This window comes from Micrococcus sp. IITD107, from assembly GCF_041927415.1.
Taxonomy (GTDB): Bacteria; Actinomycetota; Actinomycetes; order Actinomycetales; family Micrococcaceae; genus Citricoccus; species Citricoccus terreus.
This window is the reverse complement of record NZ_JBHFFN010000006.1, coordinates 26,151-51,824: the sequence shown is the minus strand read 5'-3', so window position 1 is coordinate 51,824 and position 25,674 is coordinate 26,151. Positions and strand designations below refer to the sequence as shown.

The 25,674-nt window shown below is 69.7% G+C and carries 23 protein-coding genes and 2 tRNA genes; 14 read left to right on the top strand and 11 right to left on the bottom strand.

Annotated features, from left to right (window positions below):
* The first annotated feature begins 2 nt into the window (after positions 1-2).
* The 5 genes from ACEXHE_RS11105 (at position 3) to ACEXHE_RS11085 (ending at position 5,609) form a co-directional block, all read left to right on the top strand.
* Positions 3-1,637, top strand: coding sequence for a DNA repair helicase XPB (locus tag ACEXHE_RS11105; protein WP_374785843.1), 1,635 nt, complete (start codon positions 3-5; stop codon positions 1,635-1,637).
* A 63-nt stretch (positions 1,638-1,700) separates the two neighbouring features.
* Positions 1,701-2,408 carry a response regulator transcription factor gene (locus ACEXHE_RS11100; protein ID WP_091697382.1) on the top strand — a complete coding sequence of 236 codons (708 nt, stop codon included), beginning with the start codon at positions 1,701-1,703 and terminating at the stop codon, positions 2,406-2,408.
* A 140-nt stretch (positions 2,409-2,548) separates the two neighbouring features.
* Positions 2,549-4,228 (top strand): sensor histidine kinase, encoded by a 1,680-nt coding sequence (locus ACEXHE_RS11095; RefSeq protein ID WP_374785909.1) that lies wholly within the window; start codon positions 2,549-2,551, stop codon positions 4,226-4,228.
* A gap of 81 nt (positions 4,229-4,309) precedes the next feature.
* On the top strand, positions 4,310-4,600 hold the full coding sequence (locus tag ACEXHE_RS11090; protein ID WP_091697385.1) for a WXG100 family type VII secretion target: 291 nt from the start codon (positions 4,310-4,312) through the stop codon (positions 4,598-4,600).
* A gap of 100 nt (positions 4,601-4,700) precedes the next feature.
* Positions 4,701-5,609 (top strand): DUF4031 domain-containing protein, encoded by a 909-nt coding sequence (locus ACEXHE_RS11085; RefSeq protein WP_285179734.1) that lies wholly within the window; start codon positions 4,701-4,703, stop codon positions 5,607-5,609.
* Between the two features lie 139 nt (positions 5,610-5,748).
* On the opposite strand, the gene groL is transcribed toward ACEXHE_RS11085, so the two are convergent.
* The 4 genes from groL to ACEXHE_RS11065 form a co-directional block, all read right to left on the bottom strand.
* Positions 5,749-7,383: a chaperonin GroEL gene (gene groL, locus ACEXHE_RS11080; protein ID WP_374785842.1), complete on the bottom strand. Its 1,635-nt coding sequence runs from the start codon at positions 7,381-7,383 to the stop codon at positions 5,749-5,751.
* A gap of 240 nt (positions 7,384-7,623) precedes the next feature.
* On the bottom strand, positions 7,624-8,553 hold the full coding sequence (locus ACEXHE_RS11075; protein WP_374785841.1) for an SDR family NAD(P)-dependent oxidoreductase: 930 nt from the start codon (positions 8,551-8,553) through the stop codon (positions 7,624-7,626).
* Positions 8,554-8,557: 4 nt separating this feature from the next.
* Entirely contained in the window at positions 8,558-9,118 is a 561-nt protein-coding gene (locus ACEXHE_RS11070) for a LytR C-terminal domain-containing protein (protein WP_260061328.1), read from the bottom strand.
* 80 nt (positions 9,119-9,198) lie between these two features.
* The gene (locus ACEXHE_RS11065; RefSeq protein WP_091697397.1) at positions 9,199-9,501 is read right to left on the bottom strand and encodes a DUF3263 domain-containing protein; all 303 of its coding nucleotides are present in this window, start codon (positions 9,499-9,501) and stop codon (positions 9,199-9,201) included.
* Between the two features lie 145 nt (positions 9,502-9,646).
* Between ACEXHE_RS11065 and ACEXHE_RS11060 the strand changes: the two genes are divergently transcribed.
* Together ACEXHE_RS11060 and ACEXHE_RS11055 are read left to right on the top strand one after the other, a co-directional pair.
* The gene (locus ACEXHE_RS11060; RefSeq protein WP_374785840.1) at positions 9,647-10,405 is read left to right on the top strand and encodes a class I SAM-dependent methyltransferase; all 759 of its coding nucleotides are present in this window, start codon (positions 9,647-9,649) and stop codon (positions 10,403-10,405) included.
* A 3-nt stretch (positions 10,406-10,408) separates the two neighbouring features.
* Complete coding sequence (locus ACEXHE_RS11055; protein ID WP_374785839.1) at positions 10,409-11,092, top strand: uracil-DNA glycosylase; 684 nt, start codon at positions 10,409-10,411, stop codon at positions 11,090-11,092.
* A 31-nt stretch (positions 11,093-11,123) separates the two neighbouring features.
* Here the strand turns inward: ACEXHE_RS11055 and ACEXHE_RS11050 are convergent, their stop codons facing one another.
* Positions 11,124-12,887 carry a threonine/serine exporter family protein gene (locus tag ACEXHE_RS11050; protein WP_374785838.1) on the bottom strand — a complete coding sequence of 588 codons (1,764 nt, stop codon included), beginning with the start codon at positions 12,885-12,887 and terminating at the stop codon, positions 11,124-11,126.
* Positions 12,888-12,993: 106 nt separating this feature from the next.
* Positions 12,994-13,070 (bottom strand) — tRNA-Val (locus ACEXHE_RS11045).
* Positions 13,071-13,162: 92 nt separating this feature from the next.
* Between ACEXHE_RS11045 and ACEXHE_RS11040 the strand changes: the two genes are divergently transcribed.
* Positions 13,163-13,870: an AzlC family ABC transporter permease gene (locus ACEXHE_RS11040; protein WP_091697409.1), complete on the top strand. Its 708-nt coding sequence runs from the start codon at positions 13,163-13,165 to the stop codon at positions 13,868-13,870.
* Entirely contained in the window at positions 13,867-14,178 is a 312-nt protein-coding gene (locus ACEXHE_RS11035; protein WP_091697412.1) for an AzlD domain-containing protein, read from the top strand. Before ACEXHE_RS11040 ends, ACEXHE_RS11035 begins: the two co-directional genes overlap by 4 nt.
* A 103-nt stretch (positions 14,179-14,281) precedes the next feature.
* Here ACEXHE_RS11035 and ACEXHE_RS11030 read toward each other — a convergent pair whose 3' ends face one another.
* Positions 14,282-15,229, bottom strand: coding sequence for a zinc-binding dehydrogenase (locus tag ACEXHE_RS11030; RefSeq protein ID WP_374785837.1), 948 nt, complete (start codon positions 15,227-15,229; stop codon positions 14,282-14,284).
* Between the two features lie 235 nt (positions 15,230-15,464).
* Positions 15,465-17,444 (bottom strand): S8 family serine peptidase, encoded by a 1,980-nt coding sequence (locus ACEXHE_RS11025; RefSeq protein WP_374785836.1) that lies wholly within the window; start codon positions 17,442-17,444, stop codon positions 15,465-15,467.
* 227 nt (positions 17,445-17,671) lie between these two features.
* On the opposite strand from ACEXHE_RS11025, the gene ACEXHE_RS11020 reads away from it, so the two are divergent.
* A complete protein-coding gene (locus ACEXHE_RS11020) occupies positions 17,672-18,376 on the top strand; it encodes a DsbA family protein (protein ID WP_374785835.1) in 705 nt (234 codons plus the stop codon).
* 15 nt (positions 18,377-18,391) lie between these two features.
* Here the strand turns inward: ACEXHE_RS11020 and ACEXHE_RS11015 are convergent, their stop codons facing one another.
* From ACEXHE_RS11015 to ACEXHE_RS11005, 3 genes are all read right to left on the bottom strand, one after another.
* Positions 18,392-19,750: an NtaA/DmoA family FMN-dependent monooxygenase gene (locus tag ACEXHE_RS11015; RefSeq protein WP_374785834.1), complete on the bottom strand. Its 1,359-nt coding sequence runs from the start codon at positions 19,748-19,750 to the stop codon at positions 18,392-18,394.
* 41 nt (positions 19,751-19,791) lie between these two features.
* Positions 19,792-19,868: transfer RNA gene (locus tag ACEXHE_RS11010), tRNA-Thr, on the bottom strand.
* Between the two features lie 133 nt (positions 19,869-20,001).
* The gene (locus ACEXHE_RS11005; RefSeq protein ID WP_091697422.1) at positions 20,002-20,898 is read right to left on the bottom strand and encodes a thioredoxin domain-containing protein; all 897 of its coding nucleotides are present in this window, start codon (positions 20,896-20,898) and stop codon (positions 20,002-20,004) included.
* 222 nt (positions 20,899-21,120) lie between these two features.
* Between ACEXHE_RS11005 and ACEXHE_RS11000 the strand changes: the two genes are divergently transcribed.
* Genes ACEXHE_RS11000 through ACEXHE_RS10985 form a run of 4 tightly spaced genes read left to right on the top strand, consistent with a single transcriptional unit; the run spans position 21,121 to position 25,413 of the window.
* Positions 21,121-22,650 (top strand): trehalose-6-phosphate synthase, encoded by a 1,530-nt coding sequence (locus tag ACEXHE_RS11000; RefSeq protein ID WP_374785833.1) that lies wholly within the window; start codon positions 21,121-21,123, stop codon positions 22,648-22,650.
* Positions 22,647-23,450, top strand: a complete 804-nt coding sequence (gene otsB, locus ACEXHE_RS10995; protein ID WP_374785832.1) for a trehalose-phosphatase — start codon at positions 22,647-22,649, stop codon at positions 23,448-23,450. Before ACEXHE_RS11000 ends, otsB begins: the two co-directional genes overlap by 4 nt.
* Complete coding sequence (locus tag ACEXHE_RS10990; RefSeq protein WP_374785831.1) at positions 23,438-24,118, top strand: ATP-binding cassette domain-containing protein; 681 nt, start codon at positions 23,438-23,440, stop codon at positions 24,116-24,118. Before otsB ends, ACEXHE_RS10990 begins: the two co-directional genes overlap by 13 nt.
* Positions 24,115-25,413: a DUF4032 domain-containing protein gene (locus ACEXHE_RS10985; RefSeq protein ID WP_374785830.1), complete on the top strand. Its 1,299-nt coding sequence runs from the start codon at positions 24,115-24,117 to the stop codon at positions 25,411-25,413. The genes ACEXHE_RS10990 and ACEXHE_RS10985 overlap by 4 nt, the downstream gene beginning before the upstream one ends.
* The last annotated feature ends 261 nt before the right edge of the window (positions 25,414-25,674 follow it).

Here is a 25,674-nt window from a genome sequence, read left to right as displayed (position 1 = left end):
CCATGTCTGACGGGCCGCTGATCGTGCAGTCCGACCGCACCGTGCTGCTGGAGGTGGACCACCCGCAGTCCTCCGAGGCACGTCATGCCCTGGCCTCCTTCGCCGAGCTCGAGAGGGCTCCCGAGCACATCCACACCTATCGGATCACCGACCTGGGCCTCTGGAACGCCCGGGCCGCCGGGGTGGACGCCGAGCAGGTCCTGGATGTGCTGCTGACCCACTCGCGCTACCCGGTGCCGCACACCCTGCTGGTGGACATCGCCGACATCATGAGCCGGTACGGGCGCCTGCGCCTGGAGAACGACCCGGTGCACGGCCTGGTCATGCGCACCGACGACCACCCGGTGATGGAGGAGGTCCTGCATGCCCGGACGATCCGCGAGATCTTCGGTCCTCGTCTGGACGGAGAGACCGTGGTGGTCCCCGGTTCGGAGCGGGGCCGGCTCAAGCAGGCGCTGCTGAAGCTGGGCTGGCCCGCCGAGGACCTGGCCGGCTATGTGGACGGCACCCCGCATCCGATCGCGCTCACCGAGGACGACTGGCAGCTGCGCCCCTATCAGCAGATGGCGGTGGAGAACTTCTGGGCCGGCGGCTCCGGCGTCGTCGTGCTGCCCTGTGGTGCCGGCAAGACCCTGGTGGGCGCCGCCGCGATGGCCACCTCCAGCACCACCACACTGATCCTGGTGACCAACACCGTCTCGGCGCGGCAGTGGAAGGACGAGCTGCTGCGCCGCACCTCACTGACAGAGGCCGAGATCGGTGAGTACTCCGGCACGGTGAAGGAGGTCCGCCCCGTCACCATCGCCACCTACCAGGTCCTCACCTCGCGGCGGGGCGGCATCTACCCGCACCTGGAGCTGGTCAACGAGCATGACTGGGGCCTGATCGTCTATGACGAGGTGCATCTGCTGCCGGCCCCGATCTTCCGAATGACCGCTGATCTGCAGGCCCGGAGGAGGCTGGGCTTGACCGCGACCCTGGTCCGGGAGGATGGCCGGGAGTCCGAGGTGTTCTCCCTGATCGGACCCAAACGCTATGACGCCCCGTGGCGGGAGATCGAGGCCCAGGGGTACATCGCTCCGGCGGAGTGCGTGGAGGTCCGCGTGGAGCTGCCGCGCGACGACCGGGTCGCCTATGCCATGGCCGAGGACTCGGACCGCTACCGGTACAGCGCCGGCTCGGATGTGAAGCTTCCGGTGATCCGGCGGATCGTGGACCGCCACCCGGGTGAACAGGTCCTGGTGATCGGTCAGTACCTGGACCAGCTCGAGGAGATCGGCGAGCTGCTGGGGGCGCCGGTCCTGACCGGGAAGACCCCCGTGCGCCAGCGGCAGCGGCTGTTCGACGAGTTCCGCGCCGGGGACCTGCCGGTGCTGGTGGTGTCCAAGGTGGCCAACTTCTCCATCGACCTGCCCGAGGCCTCGGTGGCCATCCAGGTCTCCGGGTCCTTCGGCTCCCGCCAGGAGGAGGCCCAGCGGCTGGGCCGGCTGCTGCGGCCCAAGCAGGACGGTCGGACCGCGCACTTCTACACGGTGGTGGCTCGGGAGACGGTGGATCAGGAGTACGCGCAGAAGCGGCAGCGATTCCTGGCCGAGCAGGGCTACGCCTACTCCATCCTGGACGCCGAGGACCTCTGATCCTCCTCTTCTCATACAGCGGACGTTCAGCAAACATCCAGTGATCTGCGGGATGATGGCGCCATGAAGTCCAACAACCCTGAAGCCAAGCTGCTGGTGGTGGACGACGAGCCGAACATCCGCGAGCTGCTCTCGACCTCGCTGAGGTTCGCCGGATTCGACGTGGTCGCCGCCGCCAACGGCAGAGATGCCCTGGCCGCCGTGGAGGCAGACCAGCCCGACCTCGCCGTGATGGACGTGATGCTGCCGGACATGGACGGCTTCACCGTCACTCGGCGCCTGCGTGCCGCCGGACGGCACTTCCCGGTGCTGTTCCTCACCGCCCGTGATGACACCGAGGACAAGGTCACCGGACTGACCGTGGGCGGGGACGACTACGTGACCAAGCCCTTCTCGCTGGACGAGGTGGTCGCCCGCATCCGTGCGGTGCTGCGCCGGACCGCCCCCGCCGAGGACGACGGCGCCGTGCTGCGCGTGGACGATCTGGAGCTGGACGACGACGCCCATGAGGTGCGCCGCGCCGGCGAAGTGATCGACCTCTCCCCCACCGAGTTCAAGCTGTTGCGCTACCTGATGATGAATCCCAACCGGGTGCTCTCCAAGTCCCAGATCCTGGACCACGTCTGGGAGTACGACTTCAACGGCGACGCCTCGATCGTGGAGTCCTACATCTCCTATCTGCGCCGGAAGATCGACAAGCCTGAGCTGCCCAACATGATCCAGACCAAGCGCGGCGTGGGCTATCTGCTGCGGTCGGCCGACAAGCGCTGAGGGTGCCGCCTGGCTCGACCCGCCGACCGGGTGCGGTGGCACGGCATACTGGACGGGTGAGACAGGGTCGCGGCTTCCATCCCTTCGCCGAATTGGCGCGCCTGTGGAAGACCTCCTCCCTGCGGACCCAGCTCGTGGTGATGACCTCCGGGCTGATGCTGCTCACCGTCATCGTCACGGCCGCCCTGACGGCCTCCCTGTTCCGTCAGGAGCTGGTCCGGCAGATCGACGAGGACCTCTTCGCCAACCGCAACGACGTCTCGTACTACCTGCTGGACTCTCTGGACAACAGCACGCCCTACTTCTCCCCTCCCTCCATCCTGCGCTTCTACGGTGAGCTGCAGGACAACGAGGGCCAGACCGTGGCCAACACCTCCGGACCCAGCGGCGACGCCCCTGACCTGCCTGGCCTGGCCGCCGATCAGGTGGCCGCGCGCGGCAACGTGGCGTTCGAGGTGCCCGGCACGGCGGAGGACTCCCGCGGGTGGCGCGTGCAGATGTACCGGCTCGAGTCCGGGGACGGTTCCCTGGCCATCGCCCTGCCTCTGGAACCGGTCCATTCCTCCGTCGATCGGGTGACATCGCTGGTGGCCACCATCGGCCTGCTGGCCACACTGGGCGCCTCGGTGATCTCCTACGCGGTGGCCACACGCGCCTTCCGCCCACTGCTGCGGGTGGAGCGAACGGCCGCGCAGATCGCCGCCGGAGACCTCTCTCGGCGCGTGGAGAACGGACCGCCGGACACCGAGGTCGGCAGGCTCTCCCGGTCCCTGAACGCCATGCTGGCCCACATCGAGTCCGCGTTCAGGTCCAAGGAGCAGTCCGAGGAGCGGATGCGCCGGTTCATCCAGGACGCCTCGCACGAGCTGCGCACACCGCTGGTGACGATTCGGGGGTTCTCCGAGCTCTACCGCCACGGCGGCATCACCGAGCCCGAGGACGTCGGCACCGCCATGGGGCGGATCGAGTCCGAGGCCAAGCGCATGGGCCAGCTGGTGGAGGACCTGCTGACCCTGGCCCGGCTGGACGAGCAGCGGCCGCTGGAGCATGAGCGTGTGGACCTGCTCATGCTGGCCCATGACACGGTGATGGACGCCCGGGTCAACGCCCAGGACCGCGTCGTCACCCTGGTGGGCCTCGACGGCGGCAAGCCCACCTCGGCGCCCACACTGGGCGATGAGGGACGGCTGCGTCAGGTCCTGGCCAATCTGGTCACCAACGCCCTGCGGTACACCCCAGACGGCACCCCGCTGGAGATCGCGGTCGGCACGGTGGATGTGCTGGAGGGATCCGTGGACCACAGCGGTGAGCATCGAGGCCGGGCCCGCGACTCGGTGATCGAGGTGCGCGACCACGGGCCGGGCATCTCCGAGGAGGACGCGGTCCGGGTCTTCGAACGGTTCTACCGCGCAGACTCCTCCCGGCAGCGCGAGACCGGCGGCACCGGTCTGGGGCTGGCGATCGTGGCGGCCATCGTGGCCCAGCATGACGGCACGGTCCGGCTCCGGGAGACACCCGGCGGCGGTGCCACCCTCTCCGTCCGACTCCCCTGGGACGCCACAGCGGTCTCCCCGTCCGACGAGGACGCAGACGACGATGCTCCCGAGCAGTCCAGCGCCACGGACGTGGCCGAGTCCTCCCCGGTCCAGGCTTCGGAACCAGGGGGATCCACACGATCGGACAGCGTGAGCGGCGCCGCCTCCACGGCCTCTGCCCCGCGCCGGCGGAAGACTCCGCCCCGTCCTGCACAGGCACCCCGAGTCCGCTCTGCATCCACACTGAGGCGGTTCCGCGGACCCCAGCGCCGTCCACGCTCCTAGCGTCAGGGGTGCCGGATCCACCGGCGGCAGCGGACATCAGACATCGTCTCGCTGGTCTCACCCACAGCACAGGAGCATCAGATGGCACTCGTCCAGATCGACACCGAAGACCTGATGGTCAAGAGCCAGGCCGTGGAGGCCTCCATCGGCCGCCTGCAGTCCGAGGTCAACGCCATGGAGGGCAACCTTCGCCAGCTGCAGGACACCTGGCGCGGCCAGGCCGCATCCAACTTCCAGGCCGTGCTGACCGAGTGGCGAGGAACTCAGGCCCGAGTGGAGGAGTCCCTGGTGTCCATCCGCGGCGCCATGACCCACGCCGCCCAGCAGTACCTGGACGCGGAGACCGCCAACGCCGCCATGTTCCGCGGCTGAACTCTCTCCGCAGGGGTGTGCGGCCCCGGCTCCAGGACGGCCTGGGCCGGGCCGCGCACCCTGCACCGTGACGGTCGCGGGCTCGCCCTAGGCTGAGTCCATGACCATCCTGATCGACCCCGCCCGGTGGCCGGCCCATGGGACGGTGTTCTCCCACCTCGTCTCGGATGCCTCCCTGGAGGAGCTGCATGTCTTCGCCCAGGAGGCCGGGATCTCACCGCGGGCGTTCGACCGGGATCACTACGACGTGCCGCTGCACCGCTACGCGGACCTGGTGGCCCGGGGCGCCGTGGAGGTGTCCGGCGCTGAACTGGTGCGTCGGTTGGTCGCCTCCGGACTGCGCATCCCGGCCGCTCGACGCCCGGGCAAGCTCGACAAGGTGCTCAGGCGGCGCTTCGACCGCCTGCTGCCCGGGCACCATGACCTGAACCGTGGCCCGGTGTTCCAGGACCTGATGGACCGCTGGTCCGAACCGCACCGTCACTACCATGATCCCCACCACCTGTTGGCCGTGCTGAACGCGATCGACCTGCTCGAGCGTCAGGGGGAGGATCCCGGCCGCTGGCCACGGGCCCAGCGTCTGGCGGCCTGGTTCCATGACGCCGTGTACCTCGGCGACCCAGACCGCCCGGCGGGTCAGGACGAGGAGGACTCGGCCGTGCTGGCCGAGACCGTGCTGGACCGGATGGGTCTGCCCACGGCAGAGATCGAGGAGACCGCACGCCTGGTCCGGCTCACTGTCTCCCACGATCCCGAGGACGGTGACGCTGCCGGTCGGCTCTTCAGCGACGCCGATCTGGAGGTGCTCGGCCGCGCCCCCGCCGAGTACGAGCGGTACCTGACCGCGGTCCGGCAGGACTACGCCCACGTCCCGGATGACCGGTTCGCCACGGGACGCCGAGCGGTGGTGGAGCAGCTGCTGGCCCTGGACCCCATCTACCGCACGGGCACCGCACGGGCACGCTGGGAGGACCAGGCCCGGGCGAACCTGACGGCCGAACTGGCCTGAACCTGACTCACCCTGGCATCCGGTGCCGCAGACGCCGGAAGGCCCGGCCTGTCCGTCTCGAGACGGACAGGTCGGGCCTTCCTGGTGATGGTGAGGGGCCGTCGTCGGGGATCTCTCTCCCTGAGGCGACCCGAGCGGATCAGAAGCCGCCCATGCCTCCCATGCCACCCATGTCATCGCCACCGGGCATCGGGGCGGCCTTCTCCGGCTTGTCCGCCACCACAGCCTCGGTGGTCAGGAACAGGCCGGCGATCGAGGCGGCGTTCTGCAGAGCAGAGCGGGTCACCTTGACCGGGTCGTTGACGCCCGCGGCCAGCAGGTCCTCGTACTCGCCGGTGGCGGCGTTCAGGCCGTGGCCCTCCGGCAGGCCCTTGACCTTGTCCGCCACGACGCCGGCCTCCAGGCCTGCGTTGATGGCGATCTGCTTCAGCGGAGCCTCGATGGCGACCTTGACGATGTTGGCGCCGGTGGCCTCGTCGCCCTCCAGGGAGAGCTTCTCGAAGGCCTTGGCACCGGCCTGGATCAGGGCCACGCCGCCGCCGGCGACGATGCCCTCCTCCACGGCTGCCTTGGCGTTGCGCACGGCGTCCTCGATGCGGTGCTTGCGCTCCTTGAGCTCCACTTCGGTGGCGGCACCGGCCTTGATGACGGCCACACCGCCGGCCAGCTTGGCCAGGCGCTCCTGCAGCTTCTCGCGGTCGTAGTCGGAGTCGGTGTTCTCCATCTCGGCGCGGATCTGGGAGACACGGCCGGCGATCTCCTCGGCGTCTCCGGCACCCTCGACGATGGTGGTCTCATCCTTGGTCACCACGACCTTGCGGGCGGTGCCCAGCAGGTCGACGGTGGCGTTCTCCAGCTTCAGGCCGACCTCCTCGGAGATGACCTGGCCACCGGTGAGGATGGCGATGTCGGCCAGCATGGCCTTGCGGCGGTCGCCGAAGCCCGGTGCCTTCACGGCCACGGACTTGAAGGTGCCACGGATCTTGTTCACCACGAGGGTGGCCAGGGCCTCGCCCTCGACGTCCTCGGCGATGATCAGCAGCGGCTTGCCGGACTGCATGACCTTCTCCAGCAGGGAGACCATGTCCTTGACGTTGGAGATCTTGGAGTTGGCGATCAGGATGTACGGATCCTCCAGGACGGTCTCCTGGCGATCGGCGTCGGTGACGAAGTAGCCCGAGATGTAGCCCTTGTCGAAGCGCATGCCCTCGGTGAGCTCCAGCTCCAGGCCGAAGGTGTTGGACTCCTCGACCGTGATCACGCCCTCCTTGCCGACCTTGTCCAGGGCCTCGGCGATGAGCGAGCCGATCTGGGTGTCAGCGGCGGAGATCGATGCGGTAGCGGCGATCTGCTCCTTGGTCTCGATCTCCTTGGCCGAGGCCAGCAGCTCGACGGTGACAGCCTCGACGGCCTTCTCGATGCCGCGCTTCAGCGAGAGCGGATCGGCACCGGCGGCCACGTTGCGCAGGCCCTCCTTGACCAGGGCCTGGGCCAGCACGGTGGCGGTGGTGGTGCCGTCGCCGGCGACGTCATCGGTCTTCTTGGCGACCTCCTTGACGAGCTCAGCGCCGATCTTCTCGTAGGGATCCTCGAGCTCGATCTCCTTGGCGATGGAGACGCCGTCGTTGGTGATGGTGGGGGCGCCCCACTTCTTCTCCAGCACGACGTTGCGGCCGCGCGGGCCCAAGGTCACCTTGACAGCGTCGGCCAGGGTGTTCAGACCCTTCTCCAGGCCGCGGCGTGCCTCTTCGTCGAATGCAATGGTCTTTGCCATCGGTGCACGGTCCTTTCGTGGACGTGAGCAGTGTTCAGTCGGTTCTGACCCGCGCAGTGCCCGCGACGGACGGCCCGGATGGGGGCCTCACCGCAGTCAGGTCCCTCCTCCGCCCGTCCAGCCGTGCACGCGAGGGCATGCCTGGCAGTCAGGGCGGTGGAGTGCTAACCCCAGTTTTAGCACTCGCCCCCACTGAGTGCAAACACTTCGTGCGAGTTCCCCGCTTCTCCTGCGGCAGGTTCAGCGCTGGGTGGAATCAGGGCCCCGGCCGGTCCGCCCGGTGAAGTCCTGCATGGACCGGTAGACGCCCATCCCCCGGCCCACCACGGAGTCGAACACCCGCTGGGGCAGCACGCCCTTGAGCAGGGCCGAGGAGCGGACGCTCGAGGGCAGCATCAGGATCGGCCGAGGGTCGGCCAGCTCGTCCCAGATCCGCTCCACCACGTAGTCCGGCTCCATGATCGGGGTCAGCATCGGCCCACGCGCGCCCTCGAACATCCCGGTGCTGATGTAGGACGGGCAGACGGTCAGGACCCGCACCTGGTGGTGGCCGGCCTGCTCCAGTTCCAGCCGCAGCGAGTCCGACCACCCCACGGCAGCCCATTTGGACGCCGCATACACGCTCATCCGCGGCACCGGCAGCAGTCCGGACGCTGAGGCGACGTTCACGATCCGCGCCGGGGTTCGGCGCTTGATCATCGACGGCAGGAACGCCAGGGTCAGCAGCATCGGCGCCTGTGTGTTCACCGCCAGTGTGGAGGTGACCGCCGCCTCGGTGTGGTCCCAGAAGTACTCACCGGTCACGATCCCGGCGTTGTTGATCAGCAGATCCGGCACCCCGGTCTGAGCACTGACCTCACCGGCGGCCGCGGCCAGGGCGCGGGCGTCGGACAGATCCACGACGTCCGCCCGGAAAGTCACGGAGGGGTGGGCGGCCTCCAGCTCGGCTCGGACCCGACCCAGCCCGTCTTCGGAACGATCCCAGAGGATGACCGTCCCGGCCCCGTCCTGGGCTGCGCGGCGAGCGTGGAGCAGACCCATGCCGGAGGCGGCGCCGGTGACCAGGACCGTGGTCCCCTGCACCTGGAAGTCCGGCCACGGGGACCGGTCCCGCGAGAACTGGGCTCTGGTCCGCGCGGCCAGATCGCGGAGGGGGCGGCGTGAGCTCATCGGATCAGGGGGTCCCGGTCAGGACGACCACGACACCGGGGACCCGGCCGTCATAGACGGTCGGCAGCTCCAGCTGGGCGGCCACCGCTTCGGCGGTGTCCTCACCGGCCGAGTAGTACACAGCGGACTGGGGCACCGCGAAGCCCTGCCAGGCGCCGACTCCACCCACGGTGAACCCGGCCGAGCGCAGCTGCTCGCCCGTGGCCTCGGCGGTCCCGCCGGTGTCCGCCACGGCATAGACCTCCACGGTCGAGGCACCGGCCGGAGCGGTGGGCGTGGCCGACGTCGAAGCGGTGGAGCTCGCCTCGGCAGGGGGCGTGGCGGACTGCTGCGAGGCGGACGGAGCGCTCTCCGCGGTGGCGCCGGAGGTGGCCGGTGCGGAACTGAGCAGCCCGGGGAGGATGAAGAAGCAGAACGCGCCCACGGCCAGGGCGAAGGCCGCAGTCACCGCGATCCATCGCAGACCGGTGGTCTCCACGGGCGGATCGAAATGCGCCCGGTGCCCGCCCTTGCGGTCGGTGTACTCCGGGACGTCGTCGAACCGGTCGCGGGGATACTCAGTCATGGACAGCCCTCACCACATCACGAGGCGGCACCCTCCCAGGGTGGCCGCCGGTCACTGTGCGCCTGAGAGCGGGATCGGCCTCAGGCCTGCTGCCGACGCGCGCTGCGTGCGCGGTGGCGTGTGGTCCGTAGTCTACGCAACCGCTTGACCAGCATGGGCCGGTAGGCCAGCGCCTCCTGGCGGTCCAGCAGTCCACTGAGCACCTGGTAGTACGTGGTGGCCGAGAGCGAGAACTGATCGCGGATGGCCTGGTCCTTGGCCCCGCCGTACTTCCACCACTGATCCTCGAAGTCCAGGATCTTCCGCTCGCGCTCGGTCAGCTCGGGCAGGATGTGCTCCACCGAGACAGCGGCCTGCTCGTCGGCTGAGGATGCAGCGGACATCGGGACTCCTTCGGCGGGGCGGGGTGAACGGACACGGTGCGGACTGCGCTCCAGCCTGCAGTCTACCGACCGAATGACAACCGTGTCATTCGTCGCTCGCCCCTCCAGGGCAGGGAGTGACGGCACTGCCCCTAGGATCGAGCCCATGGCAGTCAATGAGTTCGATCACCCGTTCATCGCCGCGACCTATGACCAGGTGGAGGGGTCCCGGGAGGACCTGGACCAGTACGTCGGGATCGCCCGGGCGCTCGGCGCCCGCTCGGTCCTGGACATCGGGGCCGGCACCGGGACGTTCGCGGTGCGGATGGCCGCTCAGGGCCTGTCCGTGACGGCCGTGGAACCGGCAGGAGAGATGCTCGAGGTCGCTCAGGACAAGCCCCACGCCGAGAAGGTGCACTGGGTGCACGGCACGGCAGCGGATCTGTCAGAGCACGCCGCCCAGACTCATCTGCCCGCCGACCTGGCCGTGATGACCGCCAACGTGGCCCAGGTGTTCCTGACCGACGAGGACTGGCTGGGCACCCTGCGCGCTGTCCACGAGAACCTGACCCCGGGTGGGCACCTGGTGTTCGAGACCCGCATCCCGGAGCGCCGCGCATGGGAGGACTGGGCCCGCCAGCCCGAGTCCACGTGGGAGGCGCCCGGGGTGGGCACCGTGCGGGAGGTCTTCGAGGTCACCGAGGTGGACCTGCCGCGGGTCACCTTCAGATCGGACAGCCACCTGCCGGACGGCACCGTGGTCCCCTCCACCTCCACCCTGATCTTCCGTCCGTTGGAGCAGATCCAGCAGACCCTGGCTGAAGCCGGGTTCGAGTTCCTCGAGGCGCGGGACGCCCCAGACCGTCCGGGGCGGGAATGGGTCGTGATCGCCCGGCGCCTGGCCTCCCCCGGAACGGAGGGCTGAGCCATGGAGCTGATCAGCCCGCTGGATCCCGGATGGGACGCGGCCCTGGCCGCGCAGACCGAGGACCTGGACGTCGTCGGGAAGGACCTGGTGCGCCGCCGCGCGGCCGGGGAGCACATCCTGCCGGCTCCCGAGCATGTCCTGCGCTCCTTCCGCCAGCCCTTCGACCAGGTCAAGGTCCTGGTGCTGGGACAGGACCCTTACCCCACCCCGGGGCATCCGATCGGCCTGAGCTTCGCCGTGGACCGTGATGTGCGGCCGCTGCCGCGGTCGCTGGTGAACATCTACCAGGAGCTCTCCACTGACCTGGGCATCCCGCCGGCCTCGCACGGAGACCTCACCGCGTGGACGGAACAGGGCGTGCTGATGCTGAACCGCGTGCTCACCGTGCGGGCGGGGGCCGCAGCCAGCCACCGCGGGATCGGGTGGGAGCAGATCACCCAGACGGCGGTGGAGGCGTTGGCCGCGCGGGGCACCCCGCTGGTGGCGATCCTGTGGGGCAACGACGCCCGGAAGATGGCTCCGGTGCTGCGGCAGGGCGGTGCCACCGCGATCATCGAGTCGCCCCACCCCTCCCCGCTCTCGGCGCATCGGGGGTTCTTCGGGTCCCGTCCGTTCAGCCGCACCAATGAGCTGCTGGAGCAGCTGGGCGCCGACCCCGTGGACTGGCGGGTGGAACGGGACTGAAGTCCGGTTCGGCCCCCACCGGAGGGACCGGTCAGCGCCGGCCGATCTGCCGACGTTCGTTGGCCCGGTAGGAGCGGGTGAAGGGCCGAGCCAGGGTGTCTCCCAAGACCACGCCCGCGGCGATCGCCATGATCACCATGGAGGCGTTGAACATGCCGACCGCACCCTCCACCACAGCCCCGGAGTCCATGGCGATCTCGTACATGGAGCGGAAGATCATCAGTCCCGGCAGCAGGAACAGGATGCCCGGCACGGCCAGCACCAGCTGGGGTGCGCCCATGCGCAGCGCCACGTACCGCCCCAGGGCGCCGATCACCACGGCGGCGATCGCCGGGGTCACCCGCGGGCTGACACCCAGTGCGCCCACACCCACGTAGACCATGTACCCGCACACGGACACCAGCGCCGTGGGCAGCAGCAGGCGCCATTCGGACTGCTCCACCACGGCGTCGAACAGAGCGGCCAGGAAGACCAGGATCGCCATCATCAGCAGCGGGTAGTTGGCGCTGGACTCCTCGGCCAGGTCGATGCTGCGCACACCGAGCAGTTCGGCCACCGCCACGGCCGCCACGATCCCGGAGATGATCGCCACATAGCTCAGGAACGCCGAGACGAAGCGGCCGGCCGCCGTGACCGGGAAGCCGTTGATGGCGTCCTGCACCGCGGAGACGAACCGGGCGGAGGGCAGCAGCATCATCAGGCCACCGGCCACCACCATGGAGGGGGCCAGCGGCACGTGCAGGGCGTACAGGACGAGGGCCACCACGGTGGCCATGAACCCACCGGCCATGGTGGAGAAGAACTCCGGCACGCGGGCTCGGCCCATCAGATCCACCACGGCCATCACCAGCAGGGTGGACAGCAGCGCGACGCTGGCTCCCACGGGTCCGCCGCCGATGTACAGCACGAAGGTGCCGGCGAACAGGCCGGCGGCCAAGGTGGCCATCCAGCGTGGGAAGGGCTTGGGCCGGTGGCGGATCTCGGCCAGGCGGTCCATCGCCTCGCCCCGGCCCACCTTGCCGGTGGCGATGTCCGAGACCAGACGGTGCAGCAGAGCCAGCCCGGCATAGTTCTGGGTCCAGGAGCGCACCACGCGCTGGACCGAGTAGGGCACCTGCCCCTCGGGCGCATAGTTCAGGTTCATCGACTGGTTGGTGATGTCGATCTCGGTCTCGCGGATGCCGAAGGCCTGGGCCACCACGATGATCGAGGTCTCCACCTCCAAGGCACCGGCCCCGAACCGAAACATGGTCTCCCCCAGCCGCAGCGCGAAGTCCAGGGTGCGCCGAGCGTCCTCATCGGCCTCGCGGTGCGCCTGCAGGTACGGGTTGTTGTACGGGCTGCCGGCGATCCGGTTCACCCAGGGCATCGACTGCGTGGGCAGCGGCTCGGAGTGCATGATCTTCCGGATCGCGGTGCGGCCCGGGAAGCGCATCCGATCCCGGCGTCGAGCCGCCGGCACTGCAGGCTGGGCCTGGGTGTCCGTCTCCGAGGGCGCCAGCACGGACAGCGGCACCGGCTCGGAGGCCGGAGGCTCGGTCAGCGGGGTGTCCTGCATGGGCTCAGGGGCGTCGAGATCGGCGGCAGAGCGGATGACGGCGCTCTCCTCGGAGGTCCCGACGACGGCGGGAGACGGGTGCTCCTCGCTCACCGGGCCGGCGGCCGGGGCGGATTCACCGGCCTCCTCGGCCTCCACTTGGGCAGCGGGCCGGATGATCGGGATCATCGACAGGTCTGTGGAGGGCTCAGTGGGGTGCCGCATCCCGGGGACCTCGCCGAACTCCTCGTCCGCCATGCCCGCCTCCCGAATCGAACCGCACCAGGGGCGGTGCCGTGGTGATGTGTGCCGCTGGTGAATGTCCCGTAGACGACTGAAGGACCCCGGTGGGGGCCCTTCAGGATGGTGGATCTTACTGGACTCGAACCAGCGACCTCTCGCGTGTGAAGCGAACGCTCTAACCAACTGAGCTAAAGATCCGTGACGGTCAACGGCGGCGCACACCAGGTGCGTCTCGACCCTGACGACTAGAAGAGCGTAGCAGATCAGCGGCGCTTCCGAGAAACCCTAGGATGACCGCCATGACCACCCCTGCCTCCCGCCACCCGGCCGTCCGGATGGGACTGTCCGTGGCGGTCGCCACCGGCCTCTACGGGATCTCCTTCGGTGCCCTGTCCGTGGCGGCAGGCTTCGACGTGCTCCAGACCATGGCTTTGAGCGTGCTGATGTTCACGGGCGGCTCACAGTTCGCCTTCATCGGAGTCGTCGCCGGAGGCGGTGGCGGCGGGGCGGCCACCGGGGCGGCCTCGCTGCTGGGGGTGCGCAACGCGGTGTACGGCATGCAGATGAACGCCATGCTCCGCCCCGGACCGCTGCTCAGGCCCTGGGCTGCGCAGGTGACGATCGATGAGTCTGCGGCCACCGCCGCCAGCCAGGCTGAGCCGTACGGGCGTCGCCTGGGGTTCTGGACCGCCGGGCTGGGTGTCTGGGTGCTGTGGTCGGCCTTGACGCTGGTGGGCGCACTGGCCGGCAATGCCTTGGGCGATCCGACCGCGTGGGGCCTGGACGGCGCTGCCACCGCCGCCATGCTCGGGCTGCTGTGGCCACGCCTGCGCAGCGGGGACGCCTGGGCGCTGGCGGTGACGGCCGCCCTGGTCACGCTGGTGGCCCTGCCGCTGCTGCCCTCGGGCATCCCGATCCTGGTGGCCGCCCTGGTGGCCGGGCTCTGGGGCTGGTTCCGTCCGGCGGCGGCCACCGATGCTGAGGCAGGTGCCGCATGAGCTGGTGGTCCTGGATCCTGCTGGCCAGCGCCATCGCCTTCATGACCAAGCTGGTGGGCTATCTGCTGCCGATCCGGTGGCTCGAGGACGAGCGGCTGCTTCGCACGGCCAATGCCGTCACCATCGGACTGCTGGCCGCCCTGGTGGTGATGAATGCGGCAGGATCCGGAGCAGGGTTGGCCCTGGACTCCCGCCTGGGTGCACTGGTGGCTGCCGCTGTCGCCCTGCTGCTGCGGGCACCGTTCCTGGTGGTGGTGCTTGTGGGGGCCGCTGCCGCGGCAGGCCTGCGGCTGCTGGGGTTCCCCTGACCTGCGGCCTGTCCGGGTCCGGGCACGCCACGGGCGGGCACCCTGGAAGGTGCCCGCCCGTGGTGACGACTCAGCAGGGAGCCGCCGTCAGGTCAGCAGACGCTCACTCGTAGGAGGCGACCAGTCGGCCGACGACTTCACCGTTCTTGAGCTTCTCGATCCCGTCGGCGATCTCGTCGAAGCCGATCGTGGTGATGGTCGGGTTCAGCTTGCCCGTGCCCATGTACTCGTAGATCCCGGCCACATCCTCCTTGGACCCGCCGTTGGAGCCCTTGAGGTTGCACTGGATCAGGATCATCGCCTGAGTGTCGATGGTGGCCTCCAGTTTGCCCATGCCCACCAGGACCACGGTGCCGCGCTCCTTGACGGTGGTGATGGCCTCGGCGGTGGTGGTGCCGAAGCCGGCGAAGTCCACGATCACGTCGAAGGTCACGCCCTCGAAGTCCTTGACGGAGGCCTTGACGTCCGTGGCGCCGATCTCCTTCGCCAGCGGCCAGAACTTCTCGTTGACCTCGGCGACGTAGACGTTGGCGCCGGCCAGCACGTCGATGCGGGCGCCGATCTGGCCCAGACCGCCCAGGCCGATGATGCCGACGTTGTCTCCGGCCTTGACCCCGCCCTGGGTGATGACGGCGGAGTGGGAGGTCATGCCGGCGTCCGTTCCGGCGGCGCCGTGCACGAAGTCCAGCCCGTCCGGCATGGGCACCAGGGTGTCCGCGCGCACCAGCAGCTGGGGTGCGAAGCCGCCGTCGTAGTGGTGGCCCGGAGCGCCGACCTCGGTGGTGGGGCACACGCCCACCCGGTCGCCGACCTTGACCTCGGTGACTCCCTCGCCGACGGCTGCGACCACACCGGCGTTCTCATGGCCCATGGTGATGGGGGTCTTGGCCAGGACCGAGAGCCAGGCCTCGTCCTCCATCTGTCCCACATCCGAATGGCAGATGCCGGCGGCCTTGACGTCCAGGACGACCTCGCCGGGACCGGGGGTGGGGTCCGGGACCTCGGTCAGGGACAGGGGCTCGTGGGTGTTCGTGAACTGCCAGGCCTTCATGGGGATGATTCGCCTCTCTTCGGATGAGGGCGGGTCTCTCCCACCATCAGGTGGTTCTCCAGGTGGCCCTGGGGGCCACTGTCCAGCCTAGTCATGGTCAGTGCATCGGTGCACGGGGCGCCCAGCAGTGAGACGTCTCACGGCGACGGACCGCCCTGCCTGCGCGTGGGGCACAGACGGGACGGTCCGTCGTCGGGAACCTGAGGTGAGCTCAGTCCCGGGGACACGGTGCGGGTCAGCGCACGGTGAGGGAGGTGTCGTCGATCCGGAAGATGGTGGGCAGCGAGCTGTCCTCCACGCCGCGGAAGCGCACGGTGACGGTCTTCCCGGCGAACCGGGAGACATCCACACTGTGGGCGGAGTAGCTGGTGGACTTCTCGCGGTTGGAGTGGGTCTTCAGCGTGTAGGCGTAGGACCCGTCGACCACCTGGACGGAGAGCTTGTCATAGGCGTAGCTGGTGCCCTCATCGGTGCCCACGTGCAGGTGGTAGCCGAGGGTGGCGGTGCTGCCGGCCGGGATGGTCACGCGCTGGTCCACGGTGTAGGTGTTGGAACGGCCCAGACCGTTCAGGGTGGCGTGCCAGGAGCCGGAGCGGGCATTGGTGGTGCTCTCGATGGCGTCCGCGTGGCTGGTGGTCCACCCGGTGGCGCCGGACTCGAAGCCGTTGTTCTTCAGCAGCTGCCCCGTGGGGGCCGGCTCCGTGGGATCCTCGGGGTCCGGGGTGGGGGTGGTGCCCCCGCCCAGGGCGTTCATCACCTTGGTGGCGTCCACCAGACCGGTGCCGCAGCCCGCGGTGCAGCCGCCCGGCATGGCACGGGTGCCGGCCTTCAGAGCGGACTCGACCTGGGCCGGGGTGAGCGAGCTCTCAGCCGAGGTCATCAGGGCGGCCAGGCCGGCCACATGCGGCGTGGCCATGGAGGTGCCCTGGTACTCGGCGTAACCGCCACCGCGCGGGGTGGTCGTGCCGGTGTCGATGGTGGACAGGATGCCGCCGCCTGCGGTGCGGGTGTCACCGCCGGGGGCGGTCACGTCGATCTTGGTGCCGTAGTTGGAGTAGTAGGACAGTCCGCCGCTCTTGTTGGAGGCGGCCACGGTCACCACGTTGTTGCAGCTGGCCGGGGAGACGCGAGAGGCGTCCTGCCCCTCGTTGCCTGCGGCCACGACCACGGTGGTGCCACGGTTCACGGCGGTGTTGATGGCGTTCTGGTACGTGGAGCTGCAGGTGCCGCCTCCGCCCAGGGACATGTTGATCACGTCGGCCGGTGTGGAGTTGACCGGAGTGCCGGGGACGGAGCCGCCGGAGGCCCAGACGATGGCGTCGGCGATGTCCGAGAGGCGGCCGCCGCACTTGGCCAGCACGCGGACGGGCTGGATCTTGGTGTTCGGAGCCACGCCGACCACGCCGGTGGTGTTGGCCACGGCGCCGATGGTGCCGGCCACGTGGGTGCCGTGCCAGGAGGAGTTGGAGCCGCGGGACTGACCGCACTCTCCGGCGACGAACCAGTCACCCTCATCCTGAGGATTGGAGTCGCGACCGTTGCCGTCACGTGCGGCCGCGGCATCGGAGACGAAGTCATAGCCGGCCACGACATTGCTGTTCAGGTCAGGGTGGGAGACGATGCCGGTGTCCAGGACAGCCACCACGGAGCCGGAGCCCGTGCTGATGTTCCAGGCACCGGGAACGCGCATGCCGTTCGTCCCGTGCATGCCCCAGAGCTCGGAGTAGCGGGCATCGTTCGGCGTCAGGGCGATGGTCTGCAGGGTGTCCGGCTCCACAGTGTCCACAGTGCCGGAGGCCCGCAGATCGGCCATGAAGGCCTCAGACTCGGCCGCGGAGAGCTTCTTGTTCGCCTTCACCACGTAGGAGCCGGTGGCGGTGGCACGCAGCTCCTGGACGGAGACACCGGCCTCCTTCGCCGCCTTGCCCCAGGCTTTGGCACGATCGCTCTTGCCGGCACTGGCGGCGCCCTGCTTGTAGGTGACGATGAACTGGTCCTGCGCGCCCTGATCGGGCGAGGCGGCCGGGGCGACCTGCTGACCGCGGTCCAGGGTCACGCCCTGGCTCGACGCGGCGTCCTGGTCGGCCGGGGCGGCGGCGGTGGGCAGGGCGGCCAGGGGGCCCAGGCACAGCGAGGCGGCGGCGGCCAGCACGGCTCCGCGGCGCAACGACAGCCCGGACCGGCGGGGCCGGTGCGAGTGATCCGATGGTGTCATGTTCGATCTCCTTGAGGGTCTGCAACCCACCGGGCGGGTGGGTGGTTCACGGTCGGGACCCGAGAGGGACCCGAGTCCCGACCGCGATGTGAGATCACGCTAAGGTCACGGCGTGTGATGTGAAACACTTCTCTCAAAAGTCTGTCCAAAGGTCCCTATGGAGCGAGACCATCCGCCAGAACCGCGTGTCCAATGGTGCCGACCACCGGCTGACTAGGATGTCGACCATGACTGCCTCCGCCGCGCACCGCCTGCTGTCTCTGTCCGCCGTGGGTGCCCTCACCCTGGGCCTGACCGCCTGTGGTGGTGACGCGGACCAGACGGAGTCTCCCGCCGCCGTCGGGACGGCCTCGACGTCTCCGGCCGGCGACGGCACCGCCTCCGCAGCCCCCACGCCCAGCCTTTCGCCGTCGGCCAGCGCCGATCAGGAGCCGAGCACCGTGGCGGTCTATGAGGACTTCGCCTGCCCGCACTGCAAGGACTTCCACTACGGGGTCGGCGGGTTCCTGGCCTCGGTGGCCCAGGGCGGCAAGGCCGAGATCGACTACCGGATCGTGGACTTCATGGGCCAGGGCGACGACGAGTCCTGGTCCACGCGGGCGGCGAACGCGTTCTACTGCTTCCGCGACACCACGGAGGACACCCAGCTCCAGCACGACTACCAGACCCAGCTCTTCGCCACCGCACCGGCCGGCCTGTCCGACCAGCAGCTCGTGGACCGTGCCGGACTGCTGGAGGTGGACATCGCCGGCTGCGTGGCCGCGGACGGCGGGAGCGATCAGATCGAGGCTGCCCTGAGCGGCATGTCCGAGGACGGCGTCCGGGGCGTGCCCGCCGTGGTGGTGGACGGCACGGTGTACGACCCGGAGTCCGATGGGGACGTGATCGACTGGGTGCTGGACCAGGCGAACCTGTCCGACGGATCCGCCTGATCCGGCCCCGCGGGTCTACCGCCGGCGGCGTGCTCCCGGGTGGGTGTCCGCCAGACGGTCCTGCCCCAGGATCCGGGCACGCAGGGTGGTGCCCTGACTGCCCACGCGGGGCAGCTGCGGGACCAGTCCCCGCTCGCGCAGCACCGGGCTGACGTGCTGGGCGAACGCCGGCAGGTCCAGGCCACGGATGCCGTAGTCCACGTTGAACCCGTCCACCCCGGCTTCAACCTGCCACCGTTCCAGCTCATCGACCACGGTCTGGCCGGACCCCACGATCACCGGTCCGCGCGCGCCGATCGCCAGGTACGCCGCCAGGTCCCGTACCGTCCAGTCCCGGTCCGGGTCCAGCGTGGTGAAGGACTGCAGTGCGGAGCGATTGCCCTGGATCTCCACGTCCTGCAGCACGTCGTCCGGAGAGAGCTGGGCCAGGTCAAGACCAGTCCATCCGGCGAACAGGGCCAGCGCCGCACTCTCATCCACATACCGGGCGTAGTCCTCGTACCGGGCCCGGGCGGCGGCGTCGTCCTCTGCCGCGATCACGGTGACCGAGGTGATCATCCGCACCGAGTCCTGCGGCCGGCCGTTCTCCTGCAGTCGCGCTCGGACCCCGTCCGTCAGCTGGCGGACGTTCTGCGGTGAGGTGCCGGAGAAGAACAGCGCCTCGGCGTGGGTGGCGGAGAAGTCCAGCCCGCGCGGAGAGGATCCGGCCTGGAACAGGAACGGGGTGCCCTGTGGCCCCGGGAGGGTCAGCGCTGGCCCCGGGACGGTGAAGTGGGTGCCGCTGTGCTCGGCCCCGTGGACCTTCTCCGGGTCCAGGTACAGGTTCTTCCCGACGTCGGCCACCAGGGCGTCGGCTTCGATCGAGCCCTCCCAGAGCCGGTACACGACCTCCATGAACTCATCGGCACGGTCGTAGCGCTGATCGTGGGGCAGCACGTCGGCGGCGCCCAGGTTCTGCATGGCCGAGCGCTGGTAGCTGGTCACGATGTTCCAGGCGATGCGCCCGCGGGTCAGGTGGTCCAGCGTGGCGAACTTGCGGGCCAGCAGGTAGGGCTGTTCATAGCTGACCGAGGCGGTGACCCCGAACCCGAGGGTGGAGGTGGCGGCCGCGAGCGCACTGACGGCCAGGAGCGGATCGAGCATGGGGTACTGCATGCCGGCGCGGATCGCGGTGCGGCCCGAGCCGTCGAACACGTCGTAGACCCCGGCCACATCGGCGAAGAAGAGCGCGTCGAACCCGGCGTCCTCGAGCAGCCGGGCGTGCCGGATCCAGAAGTCGATGTCCCGGTACTGCTCCGGGTCGGCCTGAGGGTGGCGCCAGATCCCGGTGGTCTGGTGCGTGGGCGTCATCATGTCCAGGGCACAGAGCAGCATGGCCCTCATTGTCCCTCAGGTACAGCGCGCATCCGCGCAGGTGGAGCCCCCTGCCGGATTCGAACCGGCGACCTACTGTTTACAAGACAGTTGCTCTGGCCAGCTGAGCTAAGGAGGCGCAGCCGGTCACCTCGACGGCGGACCGGCCCGTCCAGGGTACCGGAAACAGGACGGCTCGGCCCGCACCGTCTCCGCAGGGGAGATCGGTGCGGGCCGAGCCGCTGTCCTGCTGAGGTGTCAGCCGGGGCCGATCAGCCCTCGGCACCCTCGGTGGAGTCCTCCGTGCCGCCGTCGATCAGGCCCTGGGCCCAGACCTGGAAGTCCGGATCGGCGTTGCCGTCCCAGCGCTGTCCCTGCACCCACACGCTCGGGGTACCCGGGATCTGGGCCTCCTGGGCCTTGGCGGTGGTGTACTTCACGAACGGACGGTAGGTGTTGCCGTCCACGCAGGAGTTGATGTCCGCGCCCAGGCCGGAGGCCATGGTCGTGAGCTCGTCGTCGCTGACGCCCTGGCCGGTGTAGGCGGCGAACATCTGGGCCACGAACGGGATGTACTGCTCCGGGGACTCCTCGGCCACGCAGAGGGCGGCGTTGGCGGCACGAGAGGAGTAGTTCGAAGTGGCCGAGCTGTCCAGGTAGCCCACCAGTCGGTACTCCACGGTGGCCTGGCCGGCGTCCAGCCACTCCTGCAGTTTGGCGCCGTTGGTCTCCTCGAACCCGGCGCAGTGCACGCAGTTGGCGTCGGCGTAGATGATGATCTGCGCGGGCTCACCGGCAGGCTTCTGCTCGGCACCAGGCACCGTGGTGATCTGCTCGGCGGCGCCGGAGGGCTCGGCCACGGCAGCGGCGTCGACCTGCCCGTCCGGGACGTCGCCCGGGGCCAGCTCGGTGGCCGAGACCGCGGTGACTCCGCCGTGGACGTTGCCCACACTGGGTGCCGGGCCGGCGTCCGGAATGGACCGGGAGGAGTTGACGGTGATCAGGGCCACCACCACGGCGATCACGGCGACCACACCGATCACCACGCCCCAGCGGATCATCATGGAGCGGCGCTTCTCCTGCCGGCGCTGCTGCTCCTGCATCTGCCGCGCCTTCTCCCGCGCGCTTGCCTGGCGTTCCGCCTTGGTCTGCTTGCTGCTTGAAGCCATAGTCCTGCCTGTCACGATCCGGTGGTCGGGGGATTCCGAAGCTACGTGAGCGGTCGACCGGGATCGATCAAGGACGATCACACATGCTTCAGACTGCGTGCCAGAATACCGGCCCAGCCTGGAGGTTCACTGAGCCGGTCCTCACGGGGTCACACGTGTGCGCCGAGCCACACGGCCGCCCGGTCCCGGCGACTAGGCTCGAGGGAACAGAGGAGGTCCCGCGTGAACACCCCCGGACACGAATCAGACCAGACACATCAGACCGCCCAGACCAGCCCCTCCGCCCCGGCCACCGGCACCCTGCCGCGGCTCGGCCGGCTCCACCGCCAGGATCCGCCCGACCAGGGCTACGACCTGGTGGTGGTGGCCAATCGCCTGGCGGTGGACCGCGTCACCCACGACGACGGCACGGCCAGTTGGCGCCGATCCCCCGGTGGCCTCGTCACGGCGCTGGCACCGATCATGGCGCGGATGGACGGCGCCTGGGTGGGCTGGAACGGCGCCCCCGATGAGGAGCTCGAGCCCTTCGACCACGATCAGATGCACCTGGTCCCGGTCGCCTTGAGCGCGGACGAGGTCCAGGACTACTACGAGGGCTTCTCCAATGCCACTCTGTGGCCGCTCTACCACGATGTCATCGCCCCGCCGGAGTTCCACCGCCAGTGGTGGGACGCCTACCGCCGGGTGAACGTGCGCTTCGCCGAGGCTGCTGCGACTACCGCCGCCGAGGGCGCCACCGTCTGGGTGCAGGACTACCAGCTCCAGCTCGTGCCGGCCCTGCTGCGCACGCTGCGGCCGGATCTGCGGATCGGGTTTTTCAACCACATCCCGTTCCCACCCCTGGAGATCTTCGCCCAGCTGCCGTGGCGGCGGGAGGTCGTGGAGGGGCTGATGGGGGCGGACCTGCTGGGCTTCCAGCGGACATCGGACGCGGCGAACTTCCACCGCGTGGCCAAACGGTACGGCGGATACGCCTTCCGCAGCGGCCAGGTCGAGGTGGAGCAGGACCAGACCTCACGCACTGTGCGGGCCGAGGCCTTCCCCATCTCGATCGACACCACCACCCTGCGCCAGCTGGCCGCCGACCCCCAGGTCCAGGAACGGGCCCGGCAGATCCGTCAGGACCTGGGCAACCCGCAGACCATCCTGCTCGGGGTGGACCGGCTGGACTACACCAAGGGCATCCGGCACCGGATCATGGCCTTCGGCGAGCTGTTGGACGACGGGCGGCTCACCGTGGACCGTGCCTGCCTGGTGCAGGTGGCCAGCCCCTCCCGCGAGCGCGTGGACTCCTACCGCCAGCTGCGCGAGGACATCGAGCTGGCCGTGGGCCGGCTCAACGGCACCTACGACACCATGGGCCACACCGCCATCCGCTATCTGCACCACGCCTATCCGATCGAGGAGATGGTGGCCCTGTACCTGGCCGCGGACGTCATGCTCGTCACCGCACTGAGGGACGGGATGAACCTGGTCGCCAAGGAGTACGTGGCGGTCCGCGGCGCCGGTGCCGCTCACAGCGGCGTGCTGGTCCTCTCCGAGTTCGCCGGTGCGGCGGACCAGCTCAAGCAGGCCCTGCTGGTCAATCCCCATGACATCGACGGTCTGAAGGACACCATCATGCAGGCCGTGGAGATGGACACCAAGGAGGCCACCCGGCGGATGCGCACCATGAGTCGTCAGATCGCCACGCATGATGTGAACCGGTGGTCCAAGGAGTTCCTGGAGCGCCTGGGCGCGGGGACCGCATGACCGGCAACGGCGTGCAGCCTGTCCTGGATCCTGAGTTGGGATCGGCCCTGCAGTCCTTCGCCGCGTTGCCCACGGTTCTGGTGGCTTTGGACTTCGACGGCGTGATGGCCCCGCTGGTGGACCGTGCCGAGGACGCCCGCCCGCTGCCGGAGAACGCCCACGCCCTGGCGTCCCTGACCGGTCTGGCCGGGGTGCACACCGCACTGGTCTCCGGCCGCGCCCTGGAGTCCCTCACCGCCGTGGCCGCTCCCCCGGCCGCCACGCTGCTGATCGGCTCGCACGGCGCTGAGCGTCGCCTCGGCCCGGATGCCCCGCCGCTGATCCTCACGGACACCCAGCAGGCAGCCCTCGCAGCCGCCGAGCGTACCCTCGAGTCCCTCTCCGCCACCGTCCCGGGCAGCTGGGTGGAGCACAAGCCGGCGGGCCGCGTCCTGCATGTGCGCCAGGTGAGCGATCCTGCCCAGGCGCGTGACGTCGTCGGGACGGCCGAGACGGCCCTGACCACGCTGGCGGGCGAGCATCCAGAGATCACGGTGGGCCACGGCAAGGCCGTGCTGGAGACCTCCGTGGTCCGCGCCGACAAGGGGCAGGGGCTGGAGCTGCTGCGGCAGACCACCGGCGCGGACGCGGTGCTCTTCGCCGGGGACGATGTCACCGATGAGGCCGGCTTCGCACGGTTGCGTCCCGGTGTGGACGTGGGCATCAAGGTGGGGCAGGGCGCGACGGCGGCTCCGTTCCGGATCGCTGGGCCGCAGGCTCTGGCGGGGGTGCTTCAGGCGGTGGCCCAGTGGCGAGCCTGAGCCTGCGCCAGGTGACCGTCCGGTTCCCCACCGCGTCCGAACCCGCGCTGGACGAGGTGGACCTGGAGGTGCCGCACGGTCACTTCACCGTGGTCTGCGGGCCCGAACGCAGCGGCAAGTCCACGCTGCTGCGCGTGGCCGGCGGCCAGGAGGAGGCCAGCTCCGGGAGCGTCTGGATCGGCGGGGAGGATGTCACCGCCCGTTCGGCCCAGGACCGCGGCGCCGTGCTGGTGATGCAGCACTACGCCCTGTATCCGCACCTGAGCGTGCAGGAGAACATGGCCTTCGCCCTGCGCGTGGCCGGTGTGGCCGAGACCGAGCTGCAGGAGCGGGTCCGCTATGCCGCCGAGGTGCTGGAGCTGACCGAGGCGCTGGACCTGCACCCGGACCAGATCACTGGACCCCAGCGTCAGCAGGTGGCCCTGGCCCGGGCCATGGTCCGCCGTCCCACCGTGCTGCTGATGGACGATCCGCTCGTGGCCCTCTCCCCCGAGCTGGTGGACGCCACCGCCGAGCTGATCGGCACCCTGGCCCGCCACCTGGATGTGACCACGCTGATGGCCTGCACGGACCCCGCCCCGGTGCGGGCGGCGGCCGACACGCTCTGGACCCTGGACCACGGACGGCTGCACCCTGGGACGAACGACTACAGAGAGGACCGTCCATGAGCACCCTGCGCGGACTGGACATCACCTCGGCCGCGGACCTGGGCACCGCCGCGGCCTCGGCCGAGCTGCTCGCCCTGCCCTGGGACGTGGCCCTGGAGGACTGGCCCGAGCAGTACCTGGCCGCCCTGCCCCGAGGCATCTCCCGGCACGTGGTGAGGTTCGCGCATCTGGCGGGAGCCGTCGTCGCGGTCAAGGAGACCACCGAGGCCAACGCGCGCCGGGAGTACAACCTGCTGCGCCGCCTGGAACGCCTGGACGTGCCGTGCGTGGAGCCGCTGGCCGTGGTCAGCGGCCGCGTGGACGCCGCCGGGGAACCGCTGCCGACCATGCTGGTCACCCGCCACCTGCGGTTCTCCCTGCCCTACCGTGCCGTGTTCTCCCAGAAGCTGCGCCAGGACACCCTCACCCGCCTGGTGGACGCCCTGGCCCTGCTGCTGGTCCAGCTGCACCTGGAGGGGTTCTACTGGGGGGACGTCTCCCTCTCCAACACCCTGTTCCGCCGCGACGCCGGGGACTTCGCCGCCTACCTGGTGGACGCCGAGACCGGCGAGCTGCACCCCTCCCTCTCTCGTGGACAGCGCGAGCACGACCTGGAGATCGCCCGGGTGAACATCGCCGGGGAGCTGATGGACCTGATGAACGGCGGATTCATCGAACCGGAGGTGGACCCGCTGGCCACCTCCGAACGGATCCTGGACGCCTACCGGCGGCTGTGGGATGAGCTCACCGGGGACCTCTCCTTCTCCGCGGACGAACGGTGGCGCGTGGAGGAGCGGATCCGGCGCCTGAACGACCTCGGATTCGATGTGGAGGAGTTCGCCATCCGCTCCACCGCAGACGGCAGCGAGCTGGTCCTGCAGCCCAAGGTGGTGGACCCCGGGCACCATCACCGGCGGCTGATGGGGCTGACCGGGCTGGACGTGCAGGAGAACCAGGCGCGGCGGCTGCTGCGGGACATCGACGAGTTCCGGATGGTCCACCACCCGGAGATGGACGAGCACGAGTCCGCCCACCTGTGGACCTCCGAGGTGTTCGAACCGGTGGTCCGGGCGATCCCCCGGGAGCTCTCCCTCAAGCTCGAGCCCGCCGAGGTGATGCACCAGCTGCTGGAGCACCGCTGGTACCTCTCCGAAGAGCAGTCCCGCGAGGTGCCCCTGCAGGAGGCGCTGAGCACCTATGTGGACCAGGTGCTGCGCAACCGCCGGGACGAGGACGCCGTGATCCTGCACCCCACCACCACGATGCTCCGGGCCGTTTCCTCAGACCAGGAGCCGAATCCGAGCCGGGACGACTGAGCGCCCGAGCTGCGTGCTGTCCGCCGTCCAGTGGCTGCTGGCCCCTGCCCCGGGGAACTCTGATGCAGTCCTCGTCGAGCGGCAGTTCCGTGCTGCACTTCTCGTCCAGAAAGACGCCGCACAGCACCACATCGTGCAACCCATCTGGCCGGTGCGACGACACGTGCATCAGGGATTCGTCGCCACGGCCGGTGCACTGAGAATCACCCGGTCACCGCGGCCAGAACGCGGATCAGGCGCCCCATGCCGTCCATGGAGCGC

Bases quoted from the DNA above. Each gene is read 5' to 3' on its own strand.
- ACEXHE_RS11075 (WP_374785841.1), bottom strand. From the start codon at position 8,553: ATGAGCTCACGCCGCCCCCTCCGCGATCTGGCCGCGCGGACCAGAGCC.
- ACEXHE_RS11070 (WP_260061328.1), bottom strand. From the start codon at position 9,118: ATGACTGAGTATCCCCGCGACCGGTTCGACGACGTCCCGGAGTACACC.
- ACEXHE_RS11015 (WP_374785834.1), bottom strand. From the start codon at position 19,750: ATGCTGCTCTGTGCCCTGGACATGATGACGCCCACGCACCAGACCACC.
- groL (WP_374785842.1), bottom strand. From the start codon at position 7,383: ATGGCAAAGACCATTGCATTCGACGAAGAGGCACGCCGCGGCCTGGAG.
- ACEXHE_RS11105 (WP_374785843.1), top strand. From the start codon at position 3: ATGTCTGACGGGCCGCTGATCGTGCAGTCCGACCGCACCGTGCTGCTG.
- ACEXHE_RS11095 (WP_374785909.1), top strand. From the start codon at position 2,549: ATGACCTCCGGGCTGATGCTGCTCACCGTCATCGTCACGGCCGCCCTG.
- ACEXHE_RS11040 (WP_091697409.1), top strand. From the start codon at position 13,163: ATGACCGCCATGACCACCCCTGCCTCCCGCCACCCGGCCGTCCGGATG.
- ACEXHE_RS11005 (WP_091697422.1), bottom strand. From the start codon at position 20,898: ATGGCTTCAAGCAGCAAGCAGACCAAGGCGGAACGCCAGGCAAGCGCG.
- ACEXHE_RS11050 (WP_374785838.1), bottom strand. From the start codon at position 12,887: ATGGCGGACGAGGAGTTCGGCGAGGTCCCCGGGATGCGGCACCCCACT.
- ACEXHE_RS11065 (WP_091697397.1), bottom strand. From the start codon at position 9,501: ATGTCCGCTGCATCCTCAGCCGACGAGCAGGCCGCTGTCTCGGTGGAG.
- ACEXHE_RS11100 (WP_091697382.1), top strand. From the start codon at position 1,701: ATGAAGTCCAACAACCCTGAAGCCAAGCTGCTGGTGGTGGACGACGAG.
- ACEXHE_RS11020 (WP_374785835.1), top strand. From the start codon at position 17,672: ATGACTGCCTCCGCCGCGCACCGCCTGCTGTCTCTGTCCGCCGTGGGT.
- ACEXHE_RS11055 (WP_374785839.1), top strand. From the start codon at position 10,409: ATGGAGCTGATCAGCCCGCTGGATCCCGGATGGGACGCGGCCCTGGCC.
- ACEXHE_RS11085 (WP_285179734.1), top strand. From the start codon at position 4,701: ATGACCATCCTGATCGACCCCGCCCGGTGGCCGGCCCATGGGACGGTG.
- ACEXHE_RS11090 (WP_091697385.1), top strand. From the start codon at position 4,310: ATGGCACTCGTCCAGATCGACACCGAAGACCTGATGGTCAAGAGCCAG.
- ACEXHE_RS11060 (WP_374785840.1), top strand. From the start codon at position 9,647: ATGGCAGTCAATGAGTTCGATCACCCGTTCATCGCCGCGACCTATGAC.
- ACEXHE_RS11035 (WP_091697412.1), top strand. From the start codon at position 13,867: ATGAGCTGGTGGTCCTGGATCCTGCTGGCCAGCGCCATCGCCTTCATG.
- otsB (WP_374785832.1), top strand. From the start codon at position 22,647: ATGACCGGCAACGGCGTGCAGCCTGTCCTGGATCCTGAGTTGGGATCG.
- ACEXHE_RS11025 (WP_374785836.1), bottom strand. From the start codon at position 17,444: ATGACACCATCGGATCACTCGCACCGGCCCCGCCGGTCCGGGCTGTCG.
- ACEXHE_RS11030 (WP_374785837.1), bottom strand. From the start codon at position 15,229: ATGAAGGCCTGGCAGTTCACGAACACCCACGAGCCCCTGTCCCTGACC.
- ACEXHE_RS10985 (WP_374785830.1), top strand. From the start codon at position 24,115: ATGAGCACCCTGCGCGGACTGGACATCACCTCGGCCGCGGACCTGGGC.